The 25,678-nt window shown below is 52.9% G+C and carries 21 protein-coding genes; 7 read left to right on the forward strand and 14 right to left on the reverse strand.

The features are described 5' to 3' along the window. Positions 1–9 precede the first annotated feature (9 nt). From RYZ18_RS11815 to cysQ, 5 genes are all read right to left on the reverse strand, one after another. Complete coding sequence (locus RYZ18_RS11815) at positions 10–1,215, reverse strand: glycosyltransferase family 4 protein (protein WP_317657053.1); 1,206 nt, start codon at positions 1,213–1,215, stop codon at positions 10–12. Positions 1,216–1,225: 10 nt separating this feature from the next. Continuing rightward, entirely contained in the window at positions 1,226–2,119 is an 894-nt protein-coding gene (gene galU / locus RYZ18_RS11820) for a UTP--glucose-1-phosphate uridylyltransferase GalU (RefSeq protein ID WP_317657054.1), read from the reverse strand. A 136-nt stretch (positions 2,120–2,255) separates the two neighbouring features. Next, entirely contained in the window at positions 2,256–3,449 is a 1,194-nt protein-coding gene (locus tag RYZ18_RS11825; protein WP_317657055.1) for a glycosyltransferase family 2 protein, read from the reverse strand. Beyond that, positions 3,446–4,246 (reverse strand): 3-deoxy-manno-octulosonate cytidylyltransferase, encoded by an 801-nt coding sequence (locus RYZ18_RS11830; RefSeq protein ID WP_317657056.1) that lies wholly within the window; start codon positions 4,244–4,246, stop codon positions 3,446–3,448. Before RYZ18_RS11830 ends, RYZ18_RS11825 begins: the two co-directional genes overlap by 4 nt. Continuing rightward, complete coding sequence (gene cysQ / locus RYZ18_RS11835) at positions 4,243–5,040, reverse strand: 3'(2'),5'-bisphosphate nucleotidase CysQ (protein ID WP_317657057.1); 798 nt, start codon at positions 5,038–5,040, stop codon at positions 4,243–4,245. The genes RYZ18_RS11830 and cysQ overlap by 4 nt, the downstream gene beginning before the upstream one ends. 131 nt (positions 5,041–5,171) lie before the next feature. Between cysQ and RYZ18_RS11840 the strand changes: the two genes are divergently transcribed. The 3 genes from RYZ18_RS11840 to dnaJ all read left to right on the forward strand — a co-directional run bounded on the left by RYZ18_RS11840 (position 5,172) and on the right by dnaJ (position 9,307). After that, positions 5,172–5,993: an ABC transporter permease gene (locus RYZ18_RS11840; RefSeq protein WP_317657058.1), complete on the forward strand. Its 822-nt coding sequence runs from the start codon at positions 5,172–5,174 to the stop codon at positions 5,991–5,993. A 187-nt stretch (positions 5,994–6,180) separates the two neighbouring features. Further along, a complete protein-coding gene (gene dnaK / locus RYZ18_RS11845; protein ID WP_317657059.1) occupies positions 6,181–8,079 on the forward strand; it encodes a molecular chaperone DnaK in 1,899 nt (632 codons plus the stop codon). A gap of 76 nt (positions 8,080–8,155) precedes the next feature. Beyond that, complete coding sequence (gene dnaJ / locus RYZ18_RS11850; protein WP_317657060.1) at positions 8,156–9,307, forward strand: molecular chaperone DnaJ; 1,152 nt, start codon at positions 8,156–8,158, stop codon at positions 9,305–9,307. 30 nt (positions 9,308–9,337) lie between these two features. Here the strand turns inward: dnaJ and RYZ18_RS11855 are convergent, their stop codons facing one another. After that, complete coding sequence (locus RYZ18_RS11855; protein ID WP_317657061.1) at positions 9,338–11,599, reverse strand: NADP-dependent malic enzyme; 2,262 nt, start codon at positions 11,597–11,599, stop codon at positions 9,338–9,340. A 119-nt stretch (positions 11,600–11,718) separates the two neighbouring features. Here RYZ18_RS11855 and mutS point away from each other — a divergent pair, with 119 nt between their 5' ends. After that, the gene (gene mutS / locus RYZ18_RS11860; RefSeq protein WP_317657062.1) at positions 11,719–14,352 is read left to right on the forward strand and encodes a DNA mismatch repair protein MutS; all 2,634 of its coding nucleotides are present in this window, start codon (positions 11,719–11,721) and stop codon (positions 14,350–14,352) included. Here mutS and RYZ18_RS11865 read toward each other — a convergent pair. Both RYZ18_RS11865 and hrcA read right to left on the reverse strand, forming a co-directional pair. Next, positions 14,349–14,921 (reverse strand): nucleotide exchange factor GrpE, encoded by a 573-nt coding sequence (locus RYZ18_RS11865; protein ID WP_317657063.1) that lies wholly within the window; start codon positions 14,919–14,921, stop codon positions 14,349–14,351. The two genes, mutS and RYZ18_RS11865, sit on opposite strands and share 4 nt — an antisense overlap. Positions 14,922–14,931: 10 nt before the next feature. Next, complete coding sequence (gene hrcA / locus RYZ18_RS11870) at positions 14,932–15,996, reverse strand: heat-inducible transcriptional repressor HrcA (RefSeq protein WP_317657064.1); 1,065 nt, start codon at positions 15,994–15,996, stop codon at positions 14,932–14,934. 116 nt (positions 15,997–16,112) lie between these two features. Between hrcA and rph the strand changes: the two genes are divergently transcribed. From rph to hemW, 3 genes are read left to right on the forward strand one after another with little or no spacing between them, the layout of a single operon-like run. Continuing rightward, entirely contained in the window at positions 16,113–16,826 is a 714-nt protein-coding gene (rph, locus tag RYZ18_RS11875; RefSeq protein WP_317657065.1) for a ribonuclease PH, read from the forward strand. After that, the gene (rdgB, locus tag RYZ18_RS11880; RefSeq protein ID WP_317657066.1) at positions 16,826–17,437 is read left to right on the forward strand and encodes an RdgB/HAM1 family non-canonical purine NTP pyrophosphatase; all 612 of its coding nucleotides are present in this window, start codon (positions 16,826–16,828) and stop codon (positions 17,435–17,437) included. The genes rph and rdgB overlap by 1 nt, the downstream gene beginning before the upstream one ends. Further along, positions 17,424–18,587, forward strand: coding sequence for a radical SAM family heme chaperone HemW (gene hemW, locus RYZ18_RS11885; protein ID WP_317657067.1), 1,164 nt, complete (start codon positions 17,424–17,426; stop codon positions 18,585–18,587). The genes rdgB and hemW overlap by 14 nt, the downstream gene beginning before the upstream one ends. Here hemW and RYZ18_RS11890 read toward each other — a convergent pair. Genes RYZ18_RS11890 through rho form a run of 6 tightly spaced genes read right to left on the reverse strand, consistent with a single transcriptional unit; the run spans position 18,584 to position 25,383 of the window. After that, positions 18,584–19,507, reverse strand: coding sequence for a ParB/RepB/Spo0J family partition protein (locus tag RYZ18_RS11890; RefSeq protein ID WP_317657068.1), 924 nt, complete (start codon positions 19,505–19,507; stop codon positions 18,584–18,586). The two genes, hemW and RYZ18_RS11890, sit on opposite strands and share 4 nt — an antisense overlap. A gap of 9 nt (positions 19,508–19,516) precedes the next feature. Next, positions 19,517–20,308 (reverse strand): ParA family protein, encoded by a 792-nt coding sequence (locus RYZ18_RS11895; protein ID WP_317657069.1) that lies wholly within the window; start codon positions 20,306–20,308, stop codon positions 19,517–19,519. Then, positions 20,301–20,927, reverse strand: coding sequence for a 16S rRNA (guanine(527)-N(7))-methyltransferase RsmG (rsmG, locus tag RYZ18_RS11900; RefSeq protein WP_317657070.1), 627 nt, complete (start codon positions 20,925–20,927; stop codon positions 20,301–20,303). The genes RYZ18_RS11895 and rsmG overlap by 8 nt, the downstream gene beginning before the upstream one ends. Further along, positions 20,924–22,789 carry a tRNA uridine-5-carboxymethylaminomethyl(34) synthesis enzyme MnmG gene (gene mnmG / locus RYZ18_RS11905; protein WP_317657071.1) on the reverse strand — a complete coding sequence of 622 codons (1,866 nt, stop codon included), beginning with the start codon at positions 22,787–22,789 and terminating at the stop codon, positions 20,924–20,926. Before mnmG ends, rsmG begins: the two co-directional genes overlap by 4 nt. A gap of 19 nt (positions 22,790–22,808) precedes the next feature. Next, positions 22,809–24,110, reverse strand: coding sequence for a tRNA uridine-5-carboxymethylaminomethyl(34) synthesis GTPase MnmE (gene mnmE / locus RYZ18_RS11910; RefSeq protein WP_317657072.1), 1,302 nt, complete (start codon positions 24,108–24,110; stop codon positions 22,809–22,811). Position 24,111: 1 nt separating this feature from the next. After that, complete coding sequence (gene rho / locus RYZ18_RS11915; protein ID WP_317657073.1) at positions 24,112–25,383, reverse strand: transcription termination factor Rho; 1,272 nt, start codon at positions 25,381–25,383, stop codon at positions 24,112–24,114. Positions 25,384–25,678: the final 295 nt, after the last annotated feature.

The raw sequence follows: 25,678 nt of genomic DNA on the forward strand, positions 1-25,678 counted from the left end.
ATCCCCATCTCACTCCCGCACATCGTCAGATATAACGGCCTGCACCGCGCGAAAGTGATCCTTCCAATTTGGTAAATCATCCATAGGACTGGCCAGACCCGATGATCCAGATAGCAGTATTTCCTTAATTTGCGTTTTCCAAGCCTGCGGATCAAGCGGGGAAAGGAAAATTGCATAAGTTTTCAAAACTTCTCGATGAACAGGTAAATCTGAAACGATGCACGGCAGCCCAACCTGCAACGCCTCAAGCGGCGGATAGCCAAAGCCTTCGGCCAAACTTGGAAAGAGAAGCGCATTCGCGCTTTGCATCAAATCGCGTAATTCGGCATCGGGCAGCGCGCCATGTTCGAATATCTTGGTATTACGCAACAGATGCTGATCCAATCTTTGCAAAAGATCAGGCGCAGCCCAACCGCGCTGGCCCACAAGATGCAATTCAGGGCAGTCATCTGGCCCCATTTCCGCGAAAAGCGCGTCCCATGTATCTAGCAGAAGGGCGTGGTTTTTGCGCGGCTCAATCGTGCCAATCATCAAAAAACGCCGCTGCGGATTTCGGGGCAATGGCAGGTTTTTTGCGTGATCCAAGCCTGGGTATAGAACGTGGCAGGGCGGCGAAGGGTTTGGATAAAACCAGTCACAAATCGCCTGTTTAGAGACGTTTGAATTCGTCAAAATTGCATCCGCATAGCGCCCCACCTGCGACAGTTTCTGTTCAAACCGCGCGCTAATCCCAGCGCGTGTGAATTGGGGATGGGTCAAGGGGATGACATCATGAACATAAACCAGAACCTTGCGCGGCTGAACGGCCTCAAACACAGCGGGGGACAGATTGGCGTGACCAACATTCAAATAGACAGCCTCACTTGGAACATGGGCTGAAATCATCCGCGACAAGCCCGTGAAATGCGGACAGCGCGCCAAAGCAAATTTTCGCAAGGCCGCTTGAAGGCGATGCCGCGGATGGCGGCCGCGCCAGATCAAATGCGATAGGATATCGCCCCGTGCAGGCAAATCTTCACCATCGGCAAAGCGCGCCAAGGCGCGCCCGCCCTCCGCCCCAAGCAAGACATAACCTCGCGTGCTGCGATAAAAAAACAACGGGCGTGGCAGGCCTAGGGCGAAATCCAAATAGGCCCGCTCTACACGATCCACGCCCGTCAACTGGCTTTGCCCGATCCGCGACACCAGCCGCGTCACGTCTAGCAAAATATGCATGAGGTGGCGTTTACTGGGCTGCGGCGCGCATCGACATCAAATCTTGCAAGAAATCGCCAAATTCATCGCAAAGATCTGGGCGAGACAGCCCAAATGCCACTGTGGCCTGCAAGAAACCCGCCTTTGAGCCACAATCATAACGCTGACCTTTAAAGCGGAAGCCATAAACATTGTCAGAATTTTCGATCTCATGCGCAATCGCATCGGTCAGCTGAATTTCACCACCCTTGCCAGATTTGATCTTGTTCAAATTGGTCATGATTTCAGGCGTTAGAATATAGCGCCCAATCACGGCAAGGTTTGAAGGGGCGGCGCCTTCATTCGGCTTTTCAACCATGCCTTTGACCGACACCATCGCGCCATGATCTTCCTTCACGTCCAAGATCCCGTAAGAAGAGGCCTTATCTGCGGGCACCTCCATTGCGGCAACCATATTGCCGCCAGTTTCCGCATGGGCCTCAACCATTTGCTGCAAACATGGCGTTTCAGCCGCAATAACATCATCAGGCAAAATAACCGCGAAAGGTTCATTCGCAATCAGGCGCCGCGCGCACCACACTGCATGGCCCAATCCCAAGGGTCGGTTCTGGCGCAAATATGCAATCGCGCCGCTGTCCATATTGGTGCTTTTCAGCAAATCCAAAAGATCATTTTTATCCTTGCGGCGCAGGGTCGCCTCTAACTCGGGGGAGTGGTCAAAATAATCCTCAAGCGCGCTTTTTCCGCGCGATGTAACAAAGATGAATTCCTTGATCCCTGCCGCGCGCGCCTCGTCAATCGCGTATTGGATCAAGGGACGATCGACCAAAGTCATAATCTCTTTCGGGATTGATTTGGTCGCGGGCAAAAATCGCGTGCCTAGTCCTGCAACGGGAAAAATTGCTTTTGTAATTTTTTTCTTCATCTTCGCTCTCTCTGGCCAATTTTTACACCCAAGCCCATTAAGACATGCCGCCTCACCCCAACTTGGTATGTATTGAAGAATTGTGTAACGAATTTTCTCGCTAAATCCTAGGGGCCAGTGTGATGCGCCTATGATTTCATGGAAGACCCCGTGCCGATGCAACGCGCGCCGTCTCGGCCTGAACACGGCCCGCAAAGCGCCACAAGACAACCCGCTTCTGATCGCGGCGGGAGGGGCCATAAAGACCCCCGACCTGTTCCCAATATCCTTGGCGATGAAACCGCACCCAATGCGGAACGGCGGTTGGATGAAACAGAAACAAGGAGGTGTTTTCGCCCGCTGCCGCATGCTGCGCCGCTTGGATGCGCAAGCGGTGACGATCACGCCACGGGCCATGTAGAATGACAGGCGGCTGTGGATCATCATCGCGCAAGGGCTGAAACGGGGGGGCTTGGTCAAAGGATTGGCGCAGCAGGAGAGGCCGCATTCGCCCTTGTTCAAACCCTGAACGCAGCTCTGCTAAAAGGGGCGCAATACGAAAAGGCGACAGATCCCCTGACAGCGCGAACCGCTCAATACGCCGTTTTTGCGTATATTCAAAATCCAACAATGCAGCATCCATTGACGCTGGGGGTGCATAGCGGCGCAAAAATCCTGCATAGCTTGCACCAATCTCAAACAGGGTTTTCGGCGCGCGGCGGGCAGATCGGCGCGCGCTTTGTGCGAAACCATGATGGATCAATCCCCCATCAAGATAGCCTGTTTCATGCCCCGCATGATGCAATCGCATCGCAAGATCTGTGTCGTCATAGAGAAAACGATAGGCCTCATCAAAGCCGCCTATTTGGCGCAGAATATCGGCTCTGAACAGCATATTTGTGCCGTGTAAATTGCGTGGGCCTGCATCAGATTTGGGCTGATCCCGCCCCAAGTCATCAAAGCCAACATCGCCCCATTGCACCGAAATTCCATTCCGCCCCAAAACAGTGCCCGTGAGCGCGGCCCATGGGTGCTGACACATCTCTTTCAGCATCAGTGATAGCCACATCGGCTCGGCCACCGCGTCATCATCTAGAAAGGCGATATATTCCGCCGCCGCATGATCAATCCCGATATTTCGGGCGGCTGAGATATTTTCATTTTCGAACAAAACCCGCTTAATGCGGCTTACAAAGGGCAAAGTCGAAATCGCCGCCAAACCCAAGTGATCAGCCACAATGATCAATTCCACAGGGCGGTGGTTTTGATGAAATACAGACAGCGCGGCGCGACACAAAAGATCAGGGCGTCCGTGGCTGACCACGATCACGCTGACGCGCGGCTGGCTCATTCTTGGCCCATCTCCGCAAGCATGGCTTCGATCCGTGACACATCTTCAGGGTTGTTCAATTCCCAGAATTTGCGCCCTTGCGCTTCGACCTCGACACATAACACACGGCGACCAGACTCGAGGAAGCGCAATTGTTCTAACCCCTCAAGTGTCTCTAGCGGCCCTGTCGGCCATGTCGGATAGGCCAATAGCGCCTCGGGGCGATAAGCGTAAACACCCACATGATGAAAGACGGGGGTTTCTTCGGCGTCCTCAGAAATACCCGTGGTGTAGGGGATCACTTCCTTTGAAAAATAGAGTGCTTGGTGCGCGCTGCCAAAAACGGCCGTGGTCCCGCCAACGCGGCCTGCCTTACGATCCGCTTTGAATGCGGCCAAGGTTTCACCATCACAGCGCAAAACGGGCGTAGCAATGTCCGCAGACGGATCAGCGCGCAGGCCTGTGATCAACTCCTCCAAGAACCATGCAGGCGTCAGCGGCGCATCCCCCTGAAGGTTCACCACCATCTCAACATTTTGTCCAAGATTATTGAGGGCCTCTGCGCAGCGCTCCGTCCCATTCACACAATCGGACGAGGTCATCACAACCTGCGCGCCAAAACCTTGGGCGGCATCTCGAATACGATCATCATCCGTGGCCACATAGACCGCGTCAAAACCTCTTACGGCACAAGCGGCGCGCCAACTGCGTTCAATCAGGCTCATAGATTTGCCCGAAACCCCGCGCAACTGAACCAAGGGTTTGCCCGGATAGCGTGAGGATTGATACCGCGCGGGTATTACACAAATGACGCTCATGGCTCGATCAACTCCACGGTTGGGGCATAGGCGATGAAGAAGCTATTTTCAAAACCTGCCTTGCCATAGGTAAATTCCTGATGGGTCGAAAACTCCACCATCTGGCCGCCCGCACCGCGCAACACTGCATCGCCCGCGGCCGTATCCCACTCCATCGTGCGGCCAAGACGCGGATAGAAATCCGCCTCACCCGAAGCAACCAAACAGAATTTCAAAGATGAGCCTGCGCTGCGCAAATCTGAAATTTCATAGGCACTGATATAGGCATCCGTGGCGGCATCGCGATGTGATTTTGAGGCGACTACGCGCAAGGCGCTATTGTCGGCCTCTGCCACGGAAAGCAATTTCTGCGGGCCAATTTCATCGTGGTTAAAGGGCATGAATTCCTCAACCGATTGGCCATCCGCACGGGTGTAAAACAATCGCTGCTTCGCGGGCGCATAAACAACACCACGCTGAGGGCGGCCATCCAAAACAAGGGCAATGTTGACCGTAAAATCCCCACGGCGCTGCACAAATTCCTTTGTGCCATCAAGCGGGTCAACAATGATGAAATCCCGCAAGGATTGCCGATGGGTTTCAGCCTGTTCTTCGGTCACAAGCGCAAGATCGGGAAAAGCTGCGCGTAGGCCCGCAGAGATATAGGCATCCGCCGCCTGATCAGCGCGGGTTACGGGACTGTCATCTGATTTGCTTTCAACACCAAAATCATCCGAGGCATAAACCTCCATGATTTTTTCGCCTGCCCCCAAGGCGAGGCTTCGAAACACGCGCTCGATCTTGTCAAAATCCATTTTGTAACAATTTCCTTAACCAGATTGCCTTAAATGGCCGTTTGCGGTTATCCTAGTCTCGTTGGATGGGGCAAGTAGATCATATATATCTTGCCAAACAAACCGACATCTATGGATCAAGGCCAGCATCCATGTTTGAAGCGCGACAAACGAACACGATGAGGCGTAGCCTCTTTTCCATGCTTGAGGTGACCTATCACGCCTCGGTTCAAAAGGTGCGTTCATCGCACCGCAACGCCGTTTGGGCCATCATGACCAGCATTTTACAGGCGGGCATGTTTGTCGGCGGATTTTATCTGATGTTCTATTTCATCGGCGCGCGCGAGGCAAAACTGCGCGGCGATTTCATGATGTATCTCTTGTCAGGGATTTATTTATACCTCTGCCATATCCGCGCGGTGGCTGCTGTCTCTGCCGCAGAAGGCGGCACCTCATCCCTGATGCAACATGGGCCGATGAATCCAATTGTGGCGATTGCATCCTCACTGATCTCGGCATTTTACGTGCAAACCATTTCGCTCTTGGTGATTTTATTCGCGCTGCACACGTTCAGCGGCACGGTGACCTTCCATAACTGGAAAGCCGCTTTGATGATTTACCTTTTGGCGTGGTTTTCTGGCTTTGGCGTTGGGCTGGTGTTTCGCGCCATGCGCCCATGGTCGCCCGAAGTAACGCGATTTGCGCAACAGGCCTATATGCGGATCAATATGGTCGCGTCAGGCAAGATGTTTGTCGCCAATATGGTGCCGGGATTCATTATTTCGATGTTTGATTGGAACCCTTTGTTTCACATTGTCGACCAAATGCGCGGCGCCGTGTTCGTGAATTACTTTCCGCATCATACGAATTGGGAATACCCGCTTTATGTGGCCTGTGGCCTGTTGATTGTTGGCCTGATGGCTGAGTTTTTCACAACCAAGCGGGCCTCAATGTCGTGGGATATGGGGCGCTAGCCAAGAATTTCGTAGAATTCCTTGTGATCTTTCCCAAATTCCTAGCGTTGCGCTGCTTGCAGGGGGCGATGTGCCTGCCTATATAGCCACCGAAACAGGCTGTTCTGAACGGCCTATACATAAGCAGTGACGGAGCCGAGATCGGGCCGTTGCCGCATGTTCGCTTGAAGAAAAGGGACCAGAAAAGATGGCTAAAGTAATTGGCATTGACCTCGGCACCACAAACTCCTGTGTTGCGATTATGGACGGCGCGCAACCGCGCGTGATTGAGAACGCTGAAGGCGCGCGCACCACCCCATCGATTGTTGGCTACACCGATGACGAACGTCTGGTGGGTCAATCGGCAAAGCGCCAAGCTGTTACCAATCCTGAAAACACAATTTTTGCTGTAAAACGTCTGATCGGGCGTCGTTTGACCGATGCCGAAGTGGAAAAGGACAAGAACCTTGTTCCCTACAAAATCATTGACGGCGGCAATGGTGACGCATGGGTCGAGGTAAAGGGCGAGAAATTCAGCCCCAGCCAAATTTCTGCACAAATCCTGACCAAGATGAAGGAAACCGCCGAGAATTATCTGGGCGAAGATGTGACGCAGGCCGTGATCACCGTTCCTGCCTATTTCAACGATGCACAGCGTCAGGCGACCAAAGACGCGGGTAAAATCGCAGGCCTTGAGGTGCTGCGCATCATCAACGAACCAACAGCGGCCGCATTGGCCTATGGGTTGGACAAAAAAGACACCAAGACCATTGCGGTCTATGACCTTGGTGGCGGCACATTCGACATCACAATTCTTGAGATTGACGATGGCCTGTTTGAGGTAAAATCCACCAATGGCGACACGTTCCTTGGCGGTGAAGATTTCGACATGGCGATTGTGAATTACCTCGCGCAGGAATTCAAAAAGGAAAACAATGTAGATCTGACGCAAGACAAAATGGCGCTTCAGCGTCTCAAAGAAGCGGCGGAAAAAGCAAAGATCGAACTTTCCTCTTCGACCCAGACCGAGATCAACCAACCGTTCATCTCGATGGGGTCAAACGGCCAGCCCTTGCACCTTGTGCTGAAACTGACCCGCGCGAAATTGGAAAGCCTTGTGGGTGATCTAATCAAACGCTCGCTGAAACCATGTCAGGCTGCGTTGAAAGATGCGGGCCTCTCAAAAGGTGATATTGACGAGGTGGTTTTGGTCGGCGGCATGACCCGTATGCCCAAAGTAATCGAAGAAGTGTCTAACTTCTTTGGCAAGGAACCCCATAAAGGCGTGAACCCTGATGAGGTTGTAGCCATGGGCGCGGCCATTCAAGCGGGCGTTTTGCAGGGCGATGTGAAGGATGTTGTTCTTCTGGACGTCACCCCGCTAAGCCTTGGGATTGAAACCTTGGGCGGCGTCTTTACCCGTCTGATCGACCGCAACACGACCATCCCAACCAAGAAAAGCCAGATTTTCTCGACCGCTGAGGACAATCAAAATGCGGTGACAATCCGCGTCTTCCAAGGCGAGCGGGAAATGGCCGCTGACAATAAAATGTTGGGCCAGTTCAATCTGGAGAATATCCCACCGGCGCCGCGCGGCATGCCACAAATCGAAGTGACGTTTGACATTGACGCAAACGGGATTGTCTCGGTTTCTGCGAAAGACAAAGGCACAGGCAAAGAGCAAAAGATCACCATCCAAGCATCGGGTGGCCTCAGCGATGAGGATATTGATCGTATGATCAAAGAGGCTGAGGAAAACTCTGATGCCGATAAGCAGCGCAAGGAATTGGTAGAGACCAAGAACCAAGCGGAAAGCCTGATCCACTCGACCCAGAAATCCTTGGAAGAACACTCCGACAAGGTTGATCCGACCACAGTCGAAGCAATCGAGTTAGCCATCAAAAACTTGGAAGAACAGATCGCGACCGATGATGCGGGCAAGATCAAATCTGGCATCCAAAACGTGACCGAAGCCGCGATGAAACTTGGCGAGGCGATTTACAAAGCCCAAGCCGAGGATGGCGAAGGCGGTGATGAGCCATCTGGTGTCGATGATGACATCGTAGATGCCGATTTCGAAGATCTGGACGACAGAAAGCGCTCCTAATCGGGAAATTTGATCCCGATAGACCAGCTGGGGTGCGCCTTGGCTGGTCTATGCGTTAAGAAAAGGGTGTCTACCGATGTCGAAGTGCGATTATTACGATGTTTTGGGTGTGGCGCGTGGCGCTTCGCCTGAAGAAATCAAGAAAGCCTATCGTCAAAAGGCGAAAGAACTGCACCCCGACCGCAATTCTGACAATCCGAATGCGGAAGCGCAGTTCAAAGAAGCGAATGAAGCCTACGAAGTTCTGAAAGATGCCGATAAAAAAGCGGCTTATGATCGTTTTGGTCATGCGGCGTTTGATGGCGGTATGGCAGGCGGCCCCCGTGCGGGCGGCCCTCACGCAGGCGGTGACTTCGCCAGCGCCTTTTCAGATGTGTTCGAAGACCTTTTTGGCGATTTCATGGGCGGTGGCGGTGGCCGCGGTGGGCGTCAACGCAGCACGCGCGGCTCTGATCTGCGCTATAATATGCGGATCACCTTGGAAGAAGCCTATGCGGGTTTCAGCCGCGAGATTACCGTTCCCACAGCCGTAACGTGTTCAAGCTGCTCTGGCAGCGGATCAGAGGGCGGATCTGAACCCGTCACTTGCCCAACTTGTTCAGGCATGGGCAAAGTCCGCGCGCAACAAGGCTTTTTCACTGTGGAACGCACTTGCCCCACCTGTTCAGGCGTGGGTCAAATTGTGAAAAACCCCTGTCGATCATGCGGGGGCGCGGGTCGCGAACAAAAAGATCGTCATCTTTCCATCAAAGTGCCCCCTGGTGTTGAAACAGGAACACGCATTCGGCGCTCGGGCGAAGGTGAGGCAGGTTTGCGCGGCGGGCCAGCGGGTGATCTTTATATTTTCATCGAAGTGGCCGAACACCCAATTTTCAAACGCGATGGCGTTGATCTTTACTGCCGCGTGCCCGTGTCGATGGTCACCGCTGCCTTGGGTGGCGATGTCGAGGTGCCTTGCATTGATGGCGGACGCAGCCGCGTGAAGGTGGCCGAAGGCGCGCAATCTGGTCGCCAAATGCGTTTGCGCGGCAAAGGTATGCCCGCACTTCGCGGCAATGGCACAGGGGATATGTATATCGAATTGGCGCTTGAGACGCCTGTGAACTTGAATTCCGAGCAAAAAGACCTGCTTCGGAAATTCGAGGAAAGCCTGAATAAGGGGAATAATCCCCACGCGTCAGGCTTTTTCGACAAGGTCAAAAGCTTTTTCGATGATCTGAAAAACTAACGTAAACCCCCGCTGTTGCGGGGGTTTTTGTTATTTTCCGATTTCGCAGGCCGCCATGACAGCCATATTCAAAATGTCATTGGCGGTGGAAACAGTTGAACAGATCTGCACAGGCCGATCTGGCCCTGTCAAAATCGGGCCAATGACCGTAGCCCCCGCCATTTCTTGCATCAATTTCACGGAAATCGAGGCGGAGTGACGCGCAGGAACAACCAAAACATTGGCAGGGCCAGAGAGTTTGCAGAATGGATATTGCTGCATCGCGTCCCGATTAAGCGCAACATCCACCGCCATTTCACCATCAAATTCGAAATCGACCCCTTCGCGCGCCAAAATCGCAGGGGCATCCCCCATTTTCACCGCGCGCTCAGAGACTGGATAGCCGAATGTTGAAAAACTGACAAAAGCGACACGCGGCTCAAGGCCCAAGATACGCGCAACATTTGCACCGCGCTTGGCAATCAGGGCCAGATCCTCGGCTTCGGGCCATTCATGGACAAGCGTGTCGCCCACCAAAACAACACGGCCCTTATGCATCAGCACCGTGATACCAACCGCGCCATCCTTGGCGGAGGCGTCAAATACATGGTTGATCAAGCCCAAAACATGCGCGGATTTTCGCGTGGCCCCTGTGACCAAACCATCCCCATGCCCATGTGCAAGCATCAAAGCCGAGAACACATGACGATCCCGCGCGGCCAGACGATGGATGTCATGCCGATCAAAGCCTTTACGTTGCAGGCGGTTGTAAAGGAAATCTTTATAGGCATCTAAGTGGCGCGTTTTTGCGGCATTCACGATCTCAAGCTCGCGCACTGCATCCGCCAAACCCGCCGCTGAGAGTTTTTCCGCGACATCAGCCTCACGCCCAACGACCAGTGCCTTGCCCAAACCATTGCGCTGATAGGCCACCGCGGCGCGCAAGACGCGAATATCGTCCCCTTCAGCAAAAATCATACGCGCCTGCGCATTACGGGCGCGGGCATAAATGCCCTGCATGATGGAGGAGGTCGGATCCATCCGCGCCTGCAAATCATTGGCATAGGCATCGAGATCCAAGATTGGCCGCCGTGCTGCGCCCGTATCCATACCCGCGCGTGCAACAGCGGGCGGAATCGTATAGATCAATCGCGGGTCAAAAGGTGTGGGGATGATGTAATCGCGGCCAAAAGACAGCTTTTCACCATAGGCCATTGCGACCTCATCAGGCACATCTTCGCGCGCAAGTTCGGCCAAGGCGCGCGCGCAGGCGATTTTCATTTCATCATTGATGGCGCGGGCGTGAATATCCAACGCACCGCGGAACAAATACGGGAAACCAAGAACGTTATTCACCTGATTGGGGTAATCACTGCGCCCCGTGGCCACGATCGCATCCGGGCGCACCTCGTGGGCTTCTTCTGGCGTGATTTCTGGATCAGGATTTGCCATGGCGAAAATCACAGGGTTTTCGGCCATGGATTTGACCATGTCTTGCGTGACCGCCCCTTTTGCCGAAACACCAAGAAAAACATCAGCGCCGCGCATCGCGTCTTCAAGACTGCGCAAATCGGTTTTCACCGCATGGGCCGATTTCCACTGGTTCATCCCTTCGGTGCGGCCTTGGTAAACCACACCTTTCGTGTCGCAAATAATACAATTCTGATGCTGCGCCCCCATGGATTTCAGCAGCTCAAGGCAAGCGATCCCTGCCGCGCCTGCACCGTTTAAAACGATACGGACATCTTCGATTTTTTTGCCCGTCAAATGCAGCGCGTTGATCAAACCCGCCGCACAGATCACCGCTGTTCCGTGTTGGTCATCATGAAAGACAGGAATATCCATTTCTTCCTTGAGACGCTGTTCAATCATGAAACATTCGGGGGCCTTGATATCCTCAAGATTAATCCCGCCAAAGGTGGGCCCCATGAGGCGCACGGCGTTCACGAATTCATCGACATCTTCCGTGGCAAGCTCGATATCAATCGAGTTGATATCGGCAAAGCGTTTGAACAAGACCGCTTTACCTTCCATCACAGGCTTTGAGGCGAGTGCGCCTAGATTTCCAAGACCTAGAACGGCTGTCCCGTTTGAGATCACAGCAACCAGATTGCCCTTGGTCGTATAATCATATGCGGTTTCGGGGTTTTGTGCGATCACCTCACAGGGAACGGCCACACCTGGCGAATAGGCAAGGCTGAGATCCCGTTGGGTCGACATCGCCGTTGACGCGGAAATGTCAATTTTTCCAGGGCGGGGTTCCAAGTGATAGGCCAAAGCCTCTTCACGCGTGACCTTTGGTTTATTTGCCATAAATTCGCCTCCTCTTTCATTCGGTTTACAATCCCTTGACCGTGGCGACAACGCATCTCTTTTGTCCCTTCAAACAATGCCGCAGAGACAGTAGGGTAAGCCCAAAGAAGGGGGCAGGAATGACAGGCCAAGTCACGCCAATGATGGCGCAATATCTTGAGGTGAAAGCCCGCCACGCGGATGCGTTATTGTTTTACCGCATGGGCGATTTCTATGAGATGTTTTTTGATGATGCTGTCGCCGCCGCCGAGGCATTGGACATCGCCCTAACAAAGCGCGGCCAACATCTGGGTGAAGACATTCCTATGTGCGGTGTCCCCGTTCATGCCGCTGAAACCTATTTGCTGACATTGATCCGCAAAGGATTTCGCGTGGCCGTCTGTGAACAGCTCGAAGACCCCGCCGAGGCGAAAAAACGGGGGTCAAAATCAGTTGTTAAGCGCGATGTTGTGCGCGTTGTCACTCCGGGCACTTTGACCGAAGACAGCCTGCTGGACGCGCGGCGTCACAATTATCTAACGGCTTATTTTGAATCACGGGACGGATCAGCCGCGCTTGCATGGTGCGATATGTCGACTGGGGGGTTTTGGGTGATGCCTGTGACCCCCGCGCGGCTTGGCCCAGAATTGGCACGCCTTGCACCGCGCGAAATTCTTATCTCGGAAAACCTTGATCCTAGCCGCATTGCCTTAATCGAAGAAACAGGCGCAAGCGTGACACGCCTTGCACCGTCAAGCTTTGACAGCAGATCCGCAGAAACACGGCTTACCGATTTGTTCAAAGTCGACAGCCTAGAGGCCTTTGGCCAGTTTGAACGTCCTGATCTCTCCGCTATGGGGGCGGTGGTCGATTATTTGGACATCACGCAAAAAGGCAATCTGCCCCGCTTGCAACGCCCACAGCGGCAATCTTTGACGCGGGTGATGTTGATTGATGCCGCAACGCGAAAAAATTTGGAAATTACACAATCTCTGTCGGGCGGGCGCAAAGGCAGTCTTTTGGGCGTGCTCGACAAAACTGTGACCAGCGCAGGTGGGCGTTTGTTGGAGCGGCGCCTTTCCGCCCCGTCCACAGATTTTGATGAAATCACAGCCCGACATGATGCGGTGACCTTCGCGCTAACGAATTCTTCGATTTCGGAAAGACTGCGTGAGATTTTGCGAAAAGTTCCTGACATGGAACGCGCGCTGTCGCGCCTGTCCTTGGATCGGGCCAGTCCACGGGATTTGGCCGCAATCAGTTCGGGTCTACGCCAAGCGCAGGAGGTGGCAGCTCAGCTTGGCGGTATAGAGCTTTCCTCGTTATGGCGCGATTTAGTGACTGATTTGGTCGGTCATGAACCCCTGATTGGGCTGCTGACAGATGCCCTGATTGAGGAGCCGCCCCTCCTCGCCCGCGATGGGGGATTTGTTGCGTCAGGCTATCACCCTGAGCTGGATGAAATGCGCGCCCTTCGAGATGAGGGGCGTGGAATTGTCGCAAAAATGCAAGCTGACTATATTAGCACGACAGGCATTCCATCCCTTAAAATCAAACACAACAATGTGCTTGGCTATTTCATCGAAACGACCGCCACCCACGCGGAAAAGATGCTATCTGCCCCCCTGTCCGAGCAGTTTATCCATCGCCAGACCACGGCCAATGCGGTGCGCTTTACCACAGTCGACTTGTCAGAACTTGAAACAAAGATCCTGAATTCTGGCGCGCGGGCGATTGAGATTGAAAAACAAATCTTTGAGGCGCTGCGCCACGAGATTTTAGCACAGTTTGATCCGGTTATGCGTGCCGCATTTGCCCTCGCATCAGCGGATTTTTATCTGGCCTTAGCACATATCGCGCGGGCACAAGATTGGGCGCGACCAGAGATCACAAAAAATCGCGATTTTGATATTGTCGCAGGTCGCCATCCCGTGGTTGAGGACGCGCTTCGCGGCAGTAAAGATCGCTTTGTTCCAAATGACTGCGCGCTATCCCCGCAGAGTGATGCCGCCGCTATACAATTGCTGACTGGCCCCAATATGGCGGGTAAATCAACCTATTTGCGGCAAAACGCGTTGATTGTGATTTTGGCTCAAATGGGCGGTTTCGTGCCTGCCAGATCGGCAAAACTGGGGTTGGTCAGCCAAGTTTTCAGTCGCGTTGGAGCCTCTGATGATCTTGCGCGCGGCAGGTCGACCTTCATGGTCGAGATGGTGGAAACAGCCGCGATTTTGAACCAAGCCGATCATCGCGCCTTAGTTATCCTTGATGAAATAGGGCGCGGGACAGCCACCTATGACGGGCTGTCGATCGCATGGGCCACGTTGGAATTTCTACATGATGTTAATAAGTGCCGCGCACTTTTTGCGACCCATTACCACGAATTAACCGCGCTTGCGGGCACGCTATCGGGCGCGCGCAATGCAACCGTGGCAGTCAAAGAATTTGAAGGTGAGATTGTCTTTCTTCACGAATTACGCGAAGGCGCCGCAGATCGATCCTATGGGGTTCAGGTCGCGAAACTTGCAGGATTGCCGCCTGCGGTGATCCATCGCGCCGAAGAAGTTTTGAAGAAATTGGAAAAGAATGATCGTGAGGGCGGCGCGCAGAAATCGCTGATTGATGATTTACCGCTCTTTACCGCACAGCCTGCGCCACAGGCCCCCAAATCATCCCCGCTTGAGGATCGCCTGCACGCCGTGCATCCAGATGAGATGACGGCGCGCGAGGCGCTTGATTTAATTTACGACCTAAAGGCGTTGATGAAAGATTAGGATTTCGGTGTTGATGACACACCCACCTGCGCAGGGCGCAAAAGGCGATCATGCAACAGGAATCCTTCGGTCATAACCTGAATGATCTGGCCCGCTGTCGTGCCTGGAACGGGGGCCTCAAACATCGCCTGATGCATTTGCGGGTCGAATTGGTCGCCCTCTTCGGGTTTCACGACTGTCACGCCATGTTTTGAGAAAACATTCAGAAGCTCGCGCAAGGTCAGCTCAATACCTTCGATCACGCTGCCCGCAACATCACGTTGCTCATCGCCAACAGCCGATAAAGCGCGGTTGAGGTTGTCATAAACAGGCAACAAATCGCGGGCGAGACGGGTGCCGCCATAATGCTCGGCTTCGCGGCGATCCCGCTCGGCACGTTTGCGTAGATTCTCGGAATCCGCCATGACGCGCAACAAACGATCGCGCAGTTGATCCCGCTCCTCAGTCAGCGCAGCAATAACGCCTTCGGGGCTGGTATCAACATCTTCGCCAATGCCTTCGGCAAGGTCGATATCTTCCTCAGGCGCGTCAATATCATCAAGGAATTGCTCTTCCTGTGGCTCTGCCATCTTTCACCTCTTATGCACGATCAGAGATTAATTTCCCAACCAACTGTGCCGTGTAATCCACAATCGGCACGATCCGACCGTAATTGATGCGCGTTGGCCCAATCACGCCCACAGCGCCGATAATTTTCCGTTCCGAGTTCATATAGGGAGAGACAACCAAAGAGGAACCCGTAAGTGAGAATAACTTGTTCTCAGACCCAATAAAAATGCGCACACCATCGCCGCGATCGGTCAAATCAAGGAATTCCGCGATGTCCCGCTTGCGTTCGAGATCATCAAACAAGGATTTGATCCGTTCGAGATCTGCAATTTCTGGCGCATTGTCCAACAGATTCGCCCGCCCGCGAACAATGAGGCGCTCGCCCCGATGACCAGAATTTTCCCAAATCGCCAAACCCTGCTCAATTAGCGATTTTGCAATTTCATCAATCTCGCGGCGGCGTGTTTTGACCTCTTGCTCCATCACCGCGCGTAAATCTGTAACGGTGCGGCCTTCTGCCCATGCGTTCACAAAATTCGCAGCCTCGCGCATCGCACTTGGCGTCAATCCAGGCGGTGGGGTGAATAGCCGATTTTCAACATGGCCATCGGCGAACACCAAAACAACAAGGGCTTTTTCCGTTGAGAGGGATACAAACTCAACATGTTTGATCGGCGCCTCGTGTTTCGGGGCAAGCACCAAACTCGCGCCATGGGTGATGCCCGACAATGCCTTGCCAATCCTGTCCAAAGCCGTTGAAACCGTGTCGGAATTGCTTTGAACTGTCGCATCAAGGTGGGTTTTGTCGTCTTCGCCGAGTTCGGTAACCTCAAGCAGCCCATCCACGAACATGCGCAGTCCCAAATGGGTCGGAACACGCCCCGCCGAAATATGCGGGCTGTCGAGCAGGCCGAGATATTCCAAGTCCTGCATCACATTGCGAATAGTGGCCGCTGAAATCTGTTCGGTCATGTTGCGGGTCAGGCTGCGTGATCCAACGGGCTCACCAGTGGAAAGATAGCCCTCAACCACGCGGCGAAAAACTTCGCGCGATCTCTCGTTCAATTCAGCGAGAATTTGTGATGTTTCACTCATTCTTCAGCCCCAAATCATCACCTAATTTCGCCGCATGGGCCGCAGATGGTCAATCCTGCTTGCAACTGCCCCTTTACTGCGACTATCCCACAGAGGTGGATCACAAGGAGATATTTATGCGTCCTTCAGGCAGAAACCTAGATGAAATGCGGAAAATTTCTATTGAAACTGCCGTGATGCGCCATGCGGAAGGGTCGTGTTTGATCAAATGCGGCGATACCCATGTTCTGTGTTCCGCCACAATCGAAGAGCGCGTGCCGCCATTTTTGAAAAATTCAGGGTTGGGATGGGTCACCGCTGAATATGGGATGCTACCACGCGCCACGCATACGCGGGGGCGGCGTGAGGCTGCGGTTGGCAAACAATCGGGCCGCACACAGGAAATTCAGCGTCTCATTGGTCGCGCGTTAAGGGCAGGCGTGGATCGCTCCGCGTTGGGTGAACGTCAAATTACCATCGACTGCGATGTTATGCAGGCGGATGGTGGAACGCGCTGCGCCTCTATAACAGGGGGTTGGGTCGCATTGCGACTTGCTGTGAACAAGCTGCTTACCTCTGGCGCCATTACATCTGACCCGATTTTGGATAATGTCGCCGCCGTCTCTTGCGGCATTTACGCGGGACAACCTGTTCTTGATCTGGATTATCCCGAAGATTCAGAGGCTGGAACCGATAGTAACTTTGTTATGACTGGCGCAGGCAAGCTGATCGAGATTCAAGCCAGCGCAGAGTCAGCGACTTTTTCCTTGGACGAGTTCGCAGAATTGCAAAAACTTGCGCAAAAAGGCGTTGCAGAGCTTGTTTTGGCGCAAAACGCGGCGGTTGCGTGATGCGGAAATTCACCTCAAACACTTTGCTTGTGGCCACCCATAATCAAGGCAAACTTGAGGAAATATCGGCGCTTTTGACGCCATTTGGCATCAAGACCGTATCCGCCAAAGATCACGATCTGCCTGAGCCCGAAGAAACAGGCACAACTTTTATCGAGAACGCGCGGATCAAGGCCCATGCTGCCGCCAAGGCAACAGGTCTACCCGCTTTGGCCGATGACAGCGGTATTGAAATTGACGCGCTCGGCAATGCACCTGGTGTTTATACGGCTGATTGGGCCGAAACCCCGAACGGGCGCGATTTTGTAATGGCCATGCAGCGCGCCCATGATGAGCTAGAGGCTGCAAACGCCCCACATCCACGCCTTGCGCGGTTTTGCTGCACGCTTGTGCTTGCATGGCCCGATGGCCATGACGAGATATTCGAAGGCGTTATGGCGGGTCAGGTGGTTTGGCCAATGCGCGGTGACCAAGGTCACGGCTATGACCCGATTTTCCAACCCGAAGGCTATGATATCACCTTTGGTGAGATGGATCGTTGGGAAAAAAACAAAATCAGTCACCGCGCTGATGCATTTGCAAAATTGGTGAGCCTGTTTGAACAAGCGTGACGATTGGGAAAATGGCGGCTTTGGGATTTATATCCACTGGCCCTTCTGTCAGGCCAAATGCCCCTATTGCGATTTTAACTCGCATGTATCGCAATCCATTGATCAGTCACGCTGGAAACATGCCTATCTGAGTGAAATTGATCGATTGGCCGCTGAATGCGGCGGGCGCGTTCTAAAGTCGGTGTTTTTTGGCGGCGGCACGCCATCTTTGATGGATGGGGATCTGGTCAACGCCATTATCGCGCGGATTTTACAGCACTGGCCCGCGGCAAATGATCTAGAGATTACCCTAGAGGCCAATCCGACCTCGGCGGAGGCAAGTCGATTTAAACAATATCACGAAGCGGGCGTTTCGAGACTATCTATGGGCATACAAGCCCTCAATGACCCTGATCTCAAAGCACTCGGTCGCCTACATAGCGCCGAGGAAGCCTTGCGCGCCTTTGACATCGCGCGCGGCATCTTTCCCCGAGTCAGTTTTGATTTGATCTATGCGCGGCAGCATCAAAGCCTAGAGGATTGGCGCGCGGAGTTGCGCCGCGCCCTATCCTTGGGGTTAGATCACTTATCCGCCTATCAGCTCACAATCGAAGAGGGCACCGCCTTTGGCGCACGCGCCAAGATCGGCAAGCTCGATGGCCTACCAACTGAAGACTTGGCCGTTGATATGTATGATGTGACCCAAGAACTCTGCGATAATGCGGGATTGCCGGCATATGAGGTGTCCAACCATGCCAGCGATTTGGCGCAATCTCGGCATAACTTGGTTTATTGGCGCTACGGCGATTATCTCGGCATAGGGCCTGGGGCCCATGGGCGTTTAACGCTCGGCGGCGTGAAATACGCGACAGCGACACCGCTTTCGCCAAGTCTGTGGCTGGATCAAGTGAACCAAACGGGTTCAGGTGAAACCGCACGGGAAGAAATTTCCTCGTATGATCAAGCCGTTGAGGCGCTAATGATGGGGTTACGCCTCAGCGAAGGCGTATCTCTTGCAAGGATCAAAAACCTATCAAATACTGCGGTTAATCTAGAAAAGTTGAATGAATTCAAAGACTTAGGGTTAATCAACATAGATGGAGACAGGCTAAGTTGCACTGCGTCTGGACGGCCCGTGCTGAATGGGGTGTTGCGCGGCTTATTGGCCTAGGCCCCGCCACCCAAACGGCGCATCAGCTCATCCAAGGCTTCGAGATCTTTATAGCTGATTGAAATCTTACCAGCCCCAGACCCTGAATCATGACTGATATCCACCTTCATGCCCAAAGCGGCTGACAAATCCGCCTCAATCGCGCGGGTATCAGCGTCTTTGGTTGGTGCTGTTGGGCGCGGAGATTTAGATTTATCGCCTGCCGCGCTTGCCAGTTTCTCTGCCTCACGCACCGATAAACCTTTGGCAATGATCTCGCGTGCCAGTTCCGAGGCATTGGGCGTTGTGATCAGGGCACGCGCGTGACCCGCTGACAGGCGCCCTTCGCGCAGCATGGCCTGCACATCATCAGGCAACTGCAAAAGACGCATTAAGTTTGCAATATGGCTGCGGCTTTTCCCCATCGCCTCAGCCAGTTTTTCTTGGGTATGGCCAAAACGATCAATCAGCTGCCGATACCCCATCGCCTCTTCGATTGGATTGAGATCAGCGCGCTGAATATTCTCGATAATCGCGATCTCGAGAACCTCAACATCTGTGAAATCCCGAATAATGACGGGCAATTCATGCAATTGCGCCATTTGCGAGGCGCGCCAGCGGCGTTCGCCAGCAACAATCTGATAATCACCATCATGGTTTGGGTCGGCACGCACAATAAGGGGCTGAATAATACCCTTTTCCTTAATCGATGCGGCAAGTTCCTCCAGCGCTTCTGGGGTGAAATTGCGGCGCGGCTGTTCGGGATTGGGGCGAATACGCTCAATCGGCAGTTTGGTATCCGCACGGCGCGCAGGAGCGGGTTGCGATCCCTCGATATCTTGCGCTGGCGCGGCATTCGGGGTTGGGCTCGTCCCCACATCAATGTCTTGCATCAATGCAGACAGACCACGCCCCAAACCGCGTTTATCCCGTTTACTCATTATCTTCTCCTAGCGCGACTTTATCGCATCGTGGCGCGCCACGATTTCTTCTGCAAGCGCCTTATAGGCCAGAGCGCCCGTTGAGGTTGCATCATAATCCAAAACAGTTTGCGCAAAGGATGGCGCTTCGGACAGGCGAACATTGCGCGGGATTTTGGTTTCATAAACCAATTCCCCCAAGGTTTGCCGTGCATCATCTTCAACCAATTTTGAAAGGTTATTGCGCAAATCATACATCGTCAAAACCACACCTTCGATGCGCAACTCCGAATTTGCACCTTCACGCACTTGGCGCACGGTCAACATAAGCTGTGACAAACCTTCCAATGCAAAAAATTCAGCCTGAAGCGGCACCAACACAGAATCCGCAGCGACCAAAGCGTTCACTGTCAGAAGGCTTAGGGATGGCGGGCAATCCATGAAAACATAATCATAGGCACGCAGATCCGCCGCGCTAAACGCATTACGCAACAGGACAATACGTTTTTCATTATCGCTGAGTTCAACATCAGCCGAGCTGAGATCGGTTGTTGCGGGGACAACATCAATGCCATCAACCTTGGTTTTCTGGGTCACATCCGCAAGTTTCGCACCCTCAATCAGCAAATCATAGCTTGAGAGATCGCGATCCTCGACACCCAACCCAGTCGAAGCGTTGCCCTGTGGGTCAAGGTCAATCAGCAAAACGCGCTTGCCCATTGCGGCCAATGCAGCGCCAAGATTGATTGTTGTGGTTGTTTTTCCAACCCCGCCTTTTTGGTTGGCAATCGCGATAATTCGTGGTGAGGCGCGTTCAGACACGGCGTAATTCCTTTATTTCTATGATTTGACCGTCGTCACTGGTTACGCTCGGATGAGTCTTGATCGACATCTGCCACGATTCCTTTGCCGTGTCGATTTCTTGCGGGGCAGATTGGCCCTTTAAAAACAAACATTGGCCATCTGTTGCTAAATGGCGATAGGACAGCGTGCAAAGCTTGGATAAATCGCTAAGCGCACGGGCTGAAATGATGTCGGCATTTTGGGGCGGCGCGTCTTCGATCCTGCGGGACATCACATTAATTGATATCCCGACCTGACGTGCGACATCCCGCAAGAACGCGCATTTGCGCAAATCGGATTCAATGAAATGAAAGCTGAGGTCTGGGGATGTTTCAGCTGCAATAATTGCGCAAACCAATCCAGGAAAACCGCCGCCACTGCCCATATCTAGCCATTTTCCATTGGATTTTTCTGCCAATGGAAAGATTTGTGCAGAATCTACGATATGGCGCGACCACGCATCAGGTAATGTTGCAGGGGCGACCAAATTGATCGCCTTTTGCCATTTCACCAACATATCAACGTAAATCTGCAATCGATCCAATGTTTCACGTGAAACAAAGGTGCTAAGATATGCCTGCGCTTCGCCTTCGGTCATGCGGATTTCCGTTGAATTTGGCGCAGTTTTGTCAGGATCAACGTCAAGGCGGCTGGGGTCATGCCATCAATTCGGCCCGCCTGCCCCAAATCGCGTGGCTGCACTTTGGTCAGTTTCTGCCGCAATTCTGTTGATAGCCCCTCGATCTCCATAAAATTAAGGGTTTCGGGGATTAATTGCGCCTCGTCCCGCTTGAGCGCCTGAACATCGCGCTCTTGGCGTTCAATATAGGCGGCATATTGCGCCTCTCGGTTGATCTGCGCCTTTGTCGCCGCGCTGTGGTCGATTAATTCGGGCCAAATGGCCTCAAGATCGGAGAATTCTACGTCCGGGAAGGCCAAAAGCTCGACCCCGTTGCGGCGCTGACCATCTTGGTTCATATTCAGCCCGTGCTTCTTACCCTCAGATGGCGTCAGATTATGGTTCCGCAGTACGGTGTAGCAGGCGTCAATCTGGGCCATCTTATCTTCGAATAAACGCTTTCGCGTCTCGTCCACTGTGCCAAGATCAATACCAAGCGGTGTAAGACGTTGATCCGCATTGTCCGCGCGTAAAGAAAGACGAAACTCAGCGCGCGAGGTGAACATGCGATAGGGTTCGCTGACACCACGGGTCACCAAGTCATCAATCATCACGCCGATATAGCTTTCACGGCGCGAGAATATCACGGCATCCCGCCCCTGTGCGGAACGTGCTGCATTAACACCCGCCACAAACCCCTGTGCGGCCGCCTCTTCATATCCCGTTGTGCCGTTGATTTGACCTGCGAAATAAAGGTTTTTTACAGTCTTAACCTGCAAATCGGCTCCAAGCGCGCGGGGATCTACAAAGTCATATTCAATCGCATATCCAGGTTGAAGGATCTCAACCGCCTCTAACCCAACCATCGAGCGAACATAATCCACCTGAACATCAGCGGGAAGCGAGGTTGAAATCCCGTTTGGATAAATAGTGTGATCCGCCAGACCCTCAGGCTCAAGGAACACTTGATGCGAGGTTTTGTCGGCAAAGCGCACAATCTTATCTTCAATAGAGGGGCAATACCGTGGCCCGATCCCCTCAATATGCCCGCCATACATCGCAGAGCGGCCTAGATTGTTGCGGATAATCTCATGTGTTTTTTCATTGGTATGCGTAATACCGCACGCAATTTGGCGCACATGTGGCTTATCCGATAGGAAAGAGAATAGAACAGGGTCATCATCCGCGGGTTGGGTTTCCAAAATATCCCAATTAATCGTACGCCCATCCAAACGCGGCGGCGTGCCTGTCTTCAAACGGCCAAGTGGCAAGGCAAAACTGTCGATCCGCTGCGCCAATTTAACCGAAGGCTTATCACCCATCCGTCCGCCAGGCATACTTTTGTCGCCTATATGGATAACCCCACGCAGGAATGTGCCTGTTGTCAAAACCACTGATTTCGCTGAAATCTCGGCTCCATCCGCCAAAACAACGCCTGACACGGCCCCGTCTGTGCCAAGAAAATCGGCCACCTCGCCTGCAATAACTGTCAAATTCTCGGTTCGGGCGAGCAGATCTTGCATCGCAGCACGGTATAGTTTGCGGTCAGATTGCGTGCGCGGGCCCTGAACCGCGGGGCCTTTTCGGCGATTCAGCAAGCGAAACTGAATACCTGAGCGGTCCGCAGCCAAACCCATAACGCCCCCTAGTGCATCAATCTCACGCACCAGATGGCCTTTACCCAAGCCGCCAATGGCTGGATTACAGGACATAACCCCAATATTATCGAAGGATAATGTAACGAGCGCGGTTTTTGCACCCGCCCGCGCGGCTGTATGAGCGGCCTCTGCACCTGCATGGCCACCCCCAATCACAACAACATCGAAATCATGATGTTTCACGTGAAACACTCCGCTTTTCTCATTTACCGAGGCAAAACTGCGAAAAGATTTCGCCCAAGACCATTTCAACATCGACACGGCCAATCAGCGAATCCAGCTTTCTTATAGCATATCGCACATATTCCGCAGCTATGTCTGTGTGACTGTCGCCTTTTGCAAGGGCAATCCGTGCGTCATCCAGACCTTGCCGCGCATCTAGCATCGCTTGGCGATGGCGCATATGGGTTGCGGTGGCCACATTCACGGCGCGATCCGATAAGCGCGCTGAAATTAGCGCGATCAACTCATCCACGCCCTGACCCGTCTGTCCTGACACAGAAATCCCGCTGCCGTTCTGCATGTCGGCCTTACCCAATATGGATATATCATCAGCATCTAAATCAAAGGGCGGCTGTTCCTCTGGGTTAGATTTCAGAAAAACCCGCAAATCTGCAGATTTTGCGCGATCAATCGCACGTTCAACACCGATGGATTCAATCGTGTCTGTGCTGTCACGGATGCCAGCAGTATCGAGTAACGTCACAGGCAGGCCACCAAGATCAAGGCGCACCTCAATCACATCGCGGGTTGTTCCCGCGATTTCTGAGGTGATCGCAATATCCCGCCCAGAAATAGCGTTCAACAGCGTGGATTTCCCCGCGTTTGGCGCACCAATTATAGCGACCTCAAACCCGTCACGGATACGTTCAGCCACCAAACTGCCTGCAATTTCGACATCCAAACTCTGCACCACCTGCGTGATAAGGCCCTGCACCTCAGGGGTCACGTCAGTGGGCACTTCCTCATCCGCGAAATCAATCGTCACTTCGATCGATGCTGTCGCGCGCAACAAATGCTGCCGCCACTCTTCAACCAGCTTTCCCAAATGTCCCGAAAAAACACGGCTGGCTTGGCGTCTTTGCGCCTCTGTTTCTGCATTGATCAGATCACCCAGCCCTTCAACTTGAGCGAGATCAAGCTTGTTATTTTCAAGGGCGCGGCGCGTAAACTCGCCAGGTTCGGCCATACGGGCGCGGCCACTCTCGGATAAAGCCGCAAGAACGGCTTTCACAACTGCGGGGCTGCCATGGCAATGCAGCTCAATCACATCTTCGCCTGTAAAACTATGTGGCGCCTGAAATCGCAACGCCAAAACATGGTCAATAATCTGGTCTTTATCCTTGAAAGGTCGAAGCCGAAATTGACCAACATCTGGAAGACCGCCAAGAAATTTGGAGCATAAATCGACAGCCTCCGCTCCCGATACCCGAATAACGGAAACGCCCGCCCGACCATTGGCCGAGGCGAGCGCGAAGATGGTATCCGCAATGAAGCCTGACATGTTAGGTGTTCATGGAATCGAAGAATTCCGAGTTCGTTTTGGTCTGTTTCAATTTAGAAATCAGGAATTCAATCGCGTCTGTTGTGCCCATTGGGTTCAAGATGCGGCGCAAAACATAGGTTTTCTGCAAATCGCCCTTATCGACCAACAGGTCTTCCTTACGGGTGCCAGATTTCAAAATATCCATAGCTGGGAAGACCCGCTTATCCGCCACCTTACGATCCAACACGATTTCCGAGTTACCCGTGCCCTTAAATTCTTCAAAGATCACTTCGTCCATACGGCTGCCTGTATCGATCAAGGCAGTTGCGATAATCGTCAGCGATCCACCTTCTTCGATATTACGGGCCGCACCAAAGAAACGCTTGGGCCGTTGCAGGGCGTTTGCATCAACGCCGCCTGTCAAAACCTTACCCGATGATGGCACAACGGTGTTATATGCGCGCCCCAAACGGGTAATAGAGTCGAGCAAAATAACAACGTCACGCTTATGTTCGACAAGGCGTTTTGCTTTTTCGATAACCATTTCCGCTACCGCAACGTGACGCGTTGCAGGCTCGTCAAAGGTCGAGGATACAACCTCACCCTTCACTGACCGCTGCATATCCGTCACTTCCTCGGGGCGTTCATCAATCAACAAAACAATCAAATAGCACTCTGGGTGGTTCGTTTCGATAGAATGCGCGATGTTCTGCAAAAGAACGGTTTTACCCGTGCGTGGCGGGGCAACAATCAAGGCACGTTGGCCTTTACCGATGGGCGATACCAAATCAATGATGCGTGCGGAACGATCTTTGATTGTTGGATCTTCGATTTCCATCTTCAACCGCTCATCAGGATAAAGCGGCGTGAGGTTATCAAAGGCAACCTTATGGCGTGCCTTTTCTGGCACTTCAAAATTGATCTTGGAAACCTTGGTCAGACCAAAGTAATTCTCTGTCTCGCGTGGTGCTGCAATCACACCCTCGACCGTGTCACCCGTGCGCAAGCTATGCTGCCGGATCATGTCAGGAGAGACATAAATATCGTCTGGGCCTGGAAGGTAATTTGCCTCAGGCGAGCGTAGGAACCCAAACCCGTCTTGCAACACCTCCAGCACACCATCACCGTAAACATCCCACCCTTCTTCTGCGCGCTCTTTGAGAATGGCGAACATCATGTCGCCTTTGCGCATGGTCGAGGCGTTCTCGATCTCCAGCTCTTCTGCCATGGACAGAAGATCTTTAGGTGATTTTGCCTTTAGATCAGCAAGATTGAGAGAGTTAACTGTCATGAGGGTTCCATATGCCTCTTGAGACGCATCGCGTTTAAGGGCTTTTGCACAATTGGGAAGGATGATGATCGGACGATCACTCAGCCTGTCTTCTACGCACAGATGGAACCCAAGTCAATCTGAAGCACAGCACGTAAAATTTTATCGGTGTTAAAAAAGAAAATAATAAATTTAAGAAAAGGATGATGATTTGGTTGTGCAGTGCAAAACCTTGGAAACTTATTTATCAACACTTTATCAACAGGCTTTCCGTTGGGGATGATATTTACACCCACAAAGCGAAATTCTAAAAAAA

The sequence above is a fragment of the Roseovarius sp. 10 genome, assembly GCF_033100315.1.
In the GTDB taxonomy this organism is placed as follows: domain Bacteria; phylum Pseudomonadota; class Alphaproteobacteria; order Rhodobacterales; family Rhodobacteraceae; genus M30B80.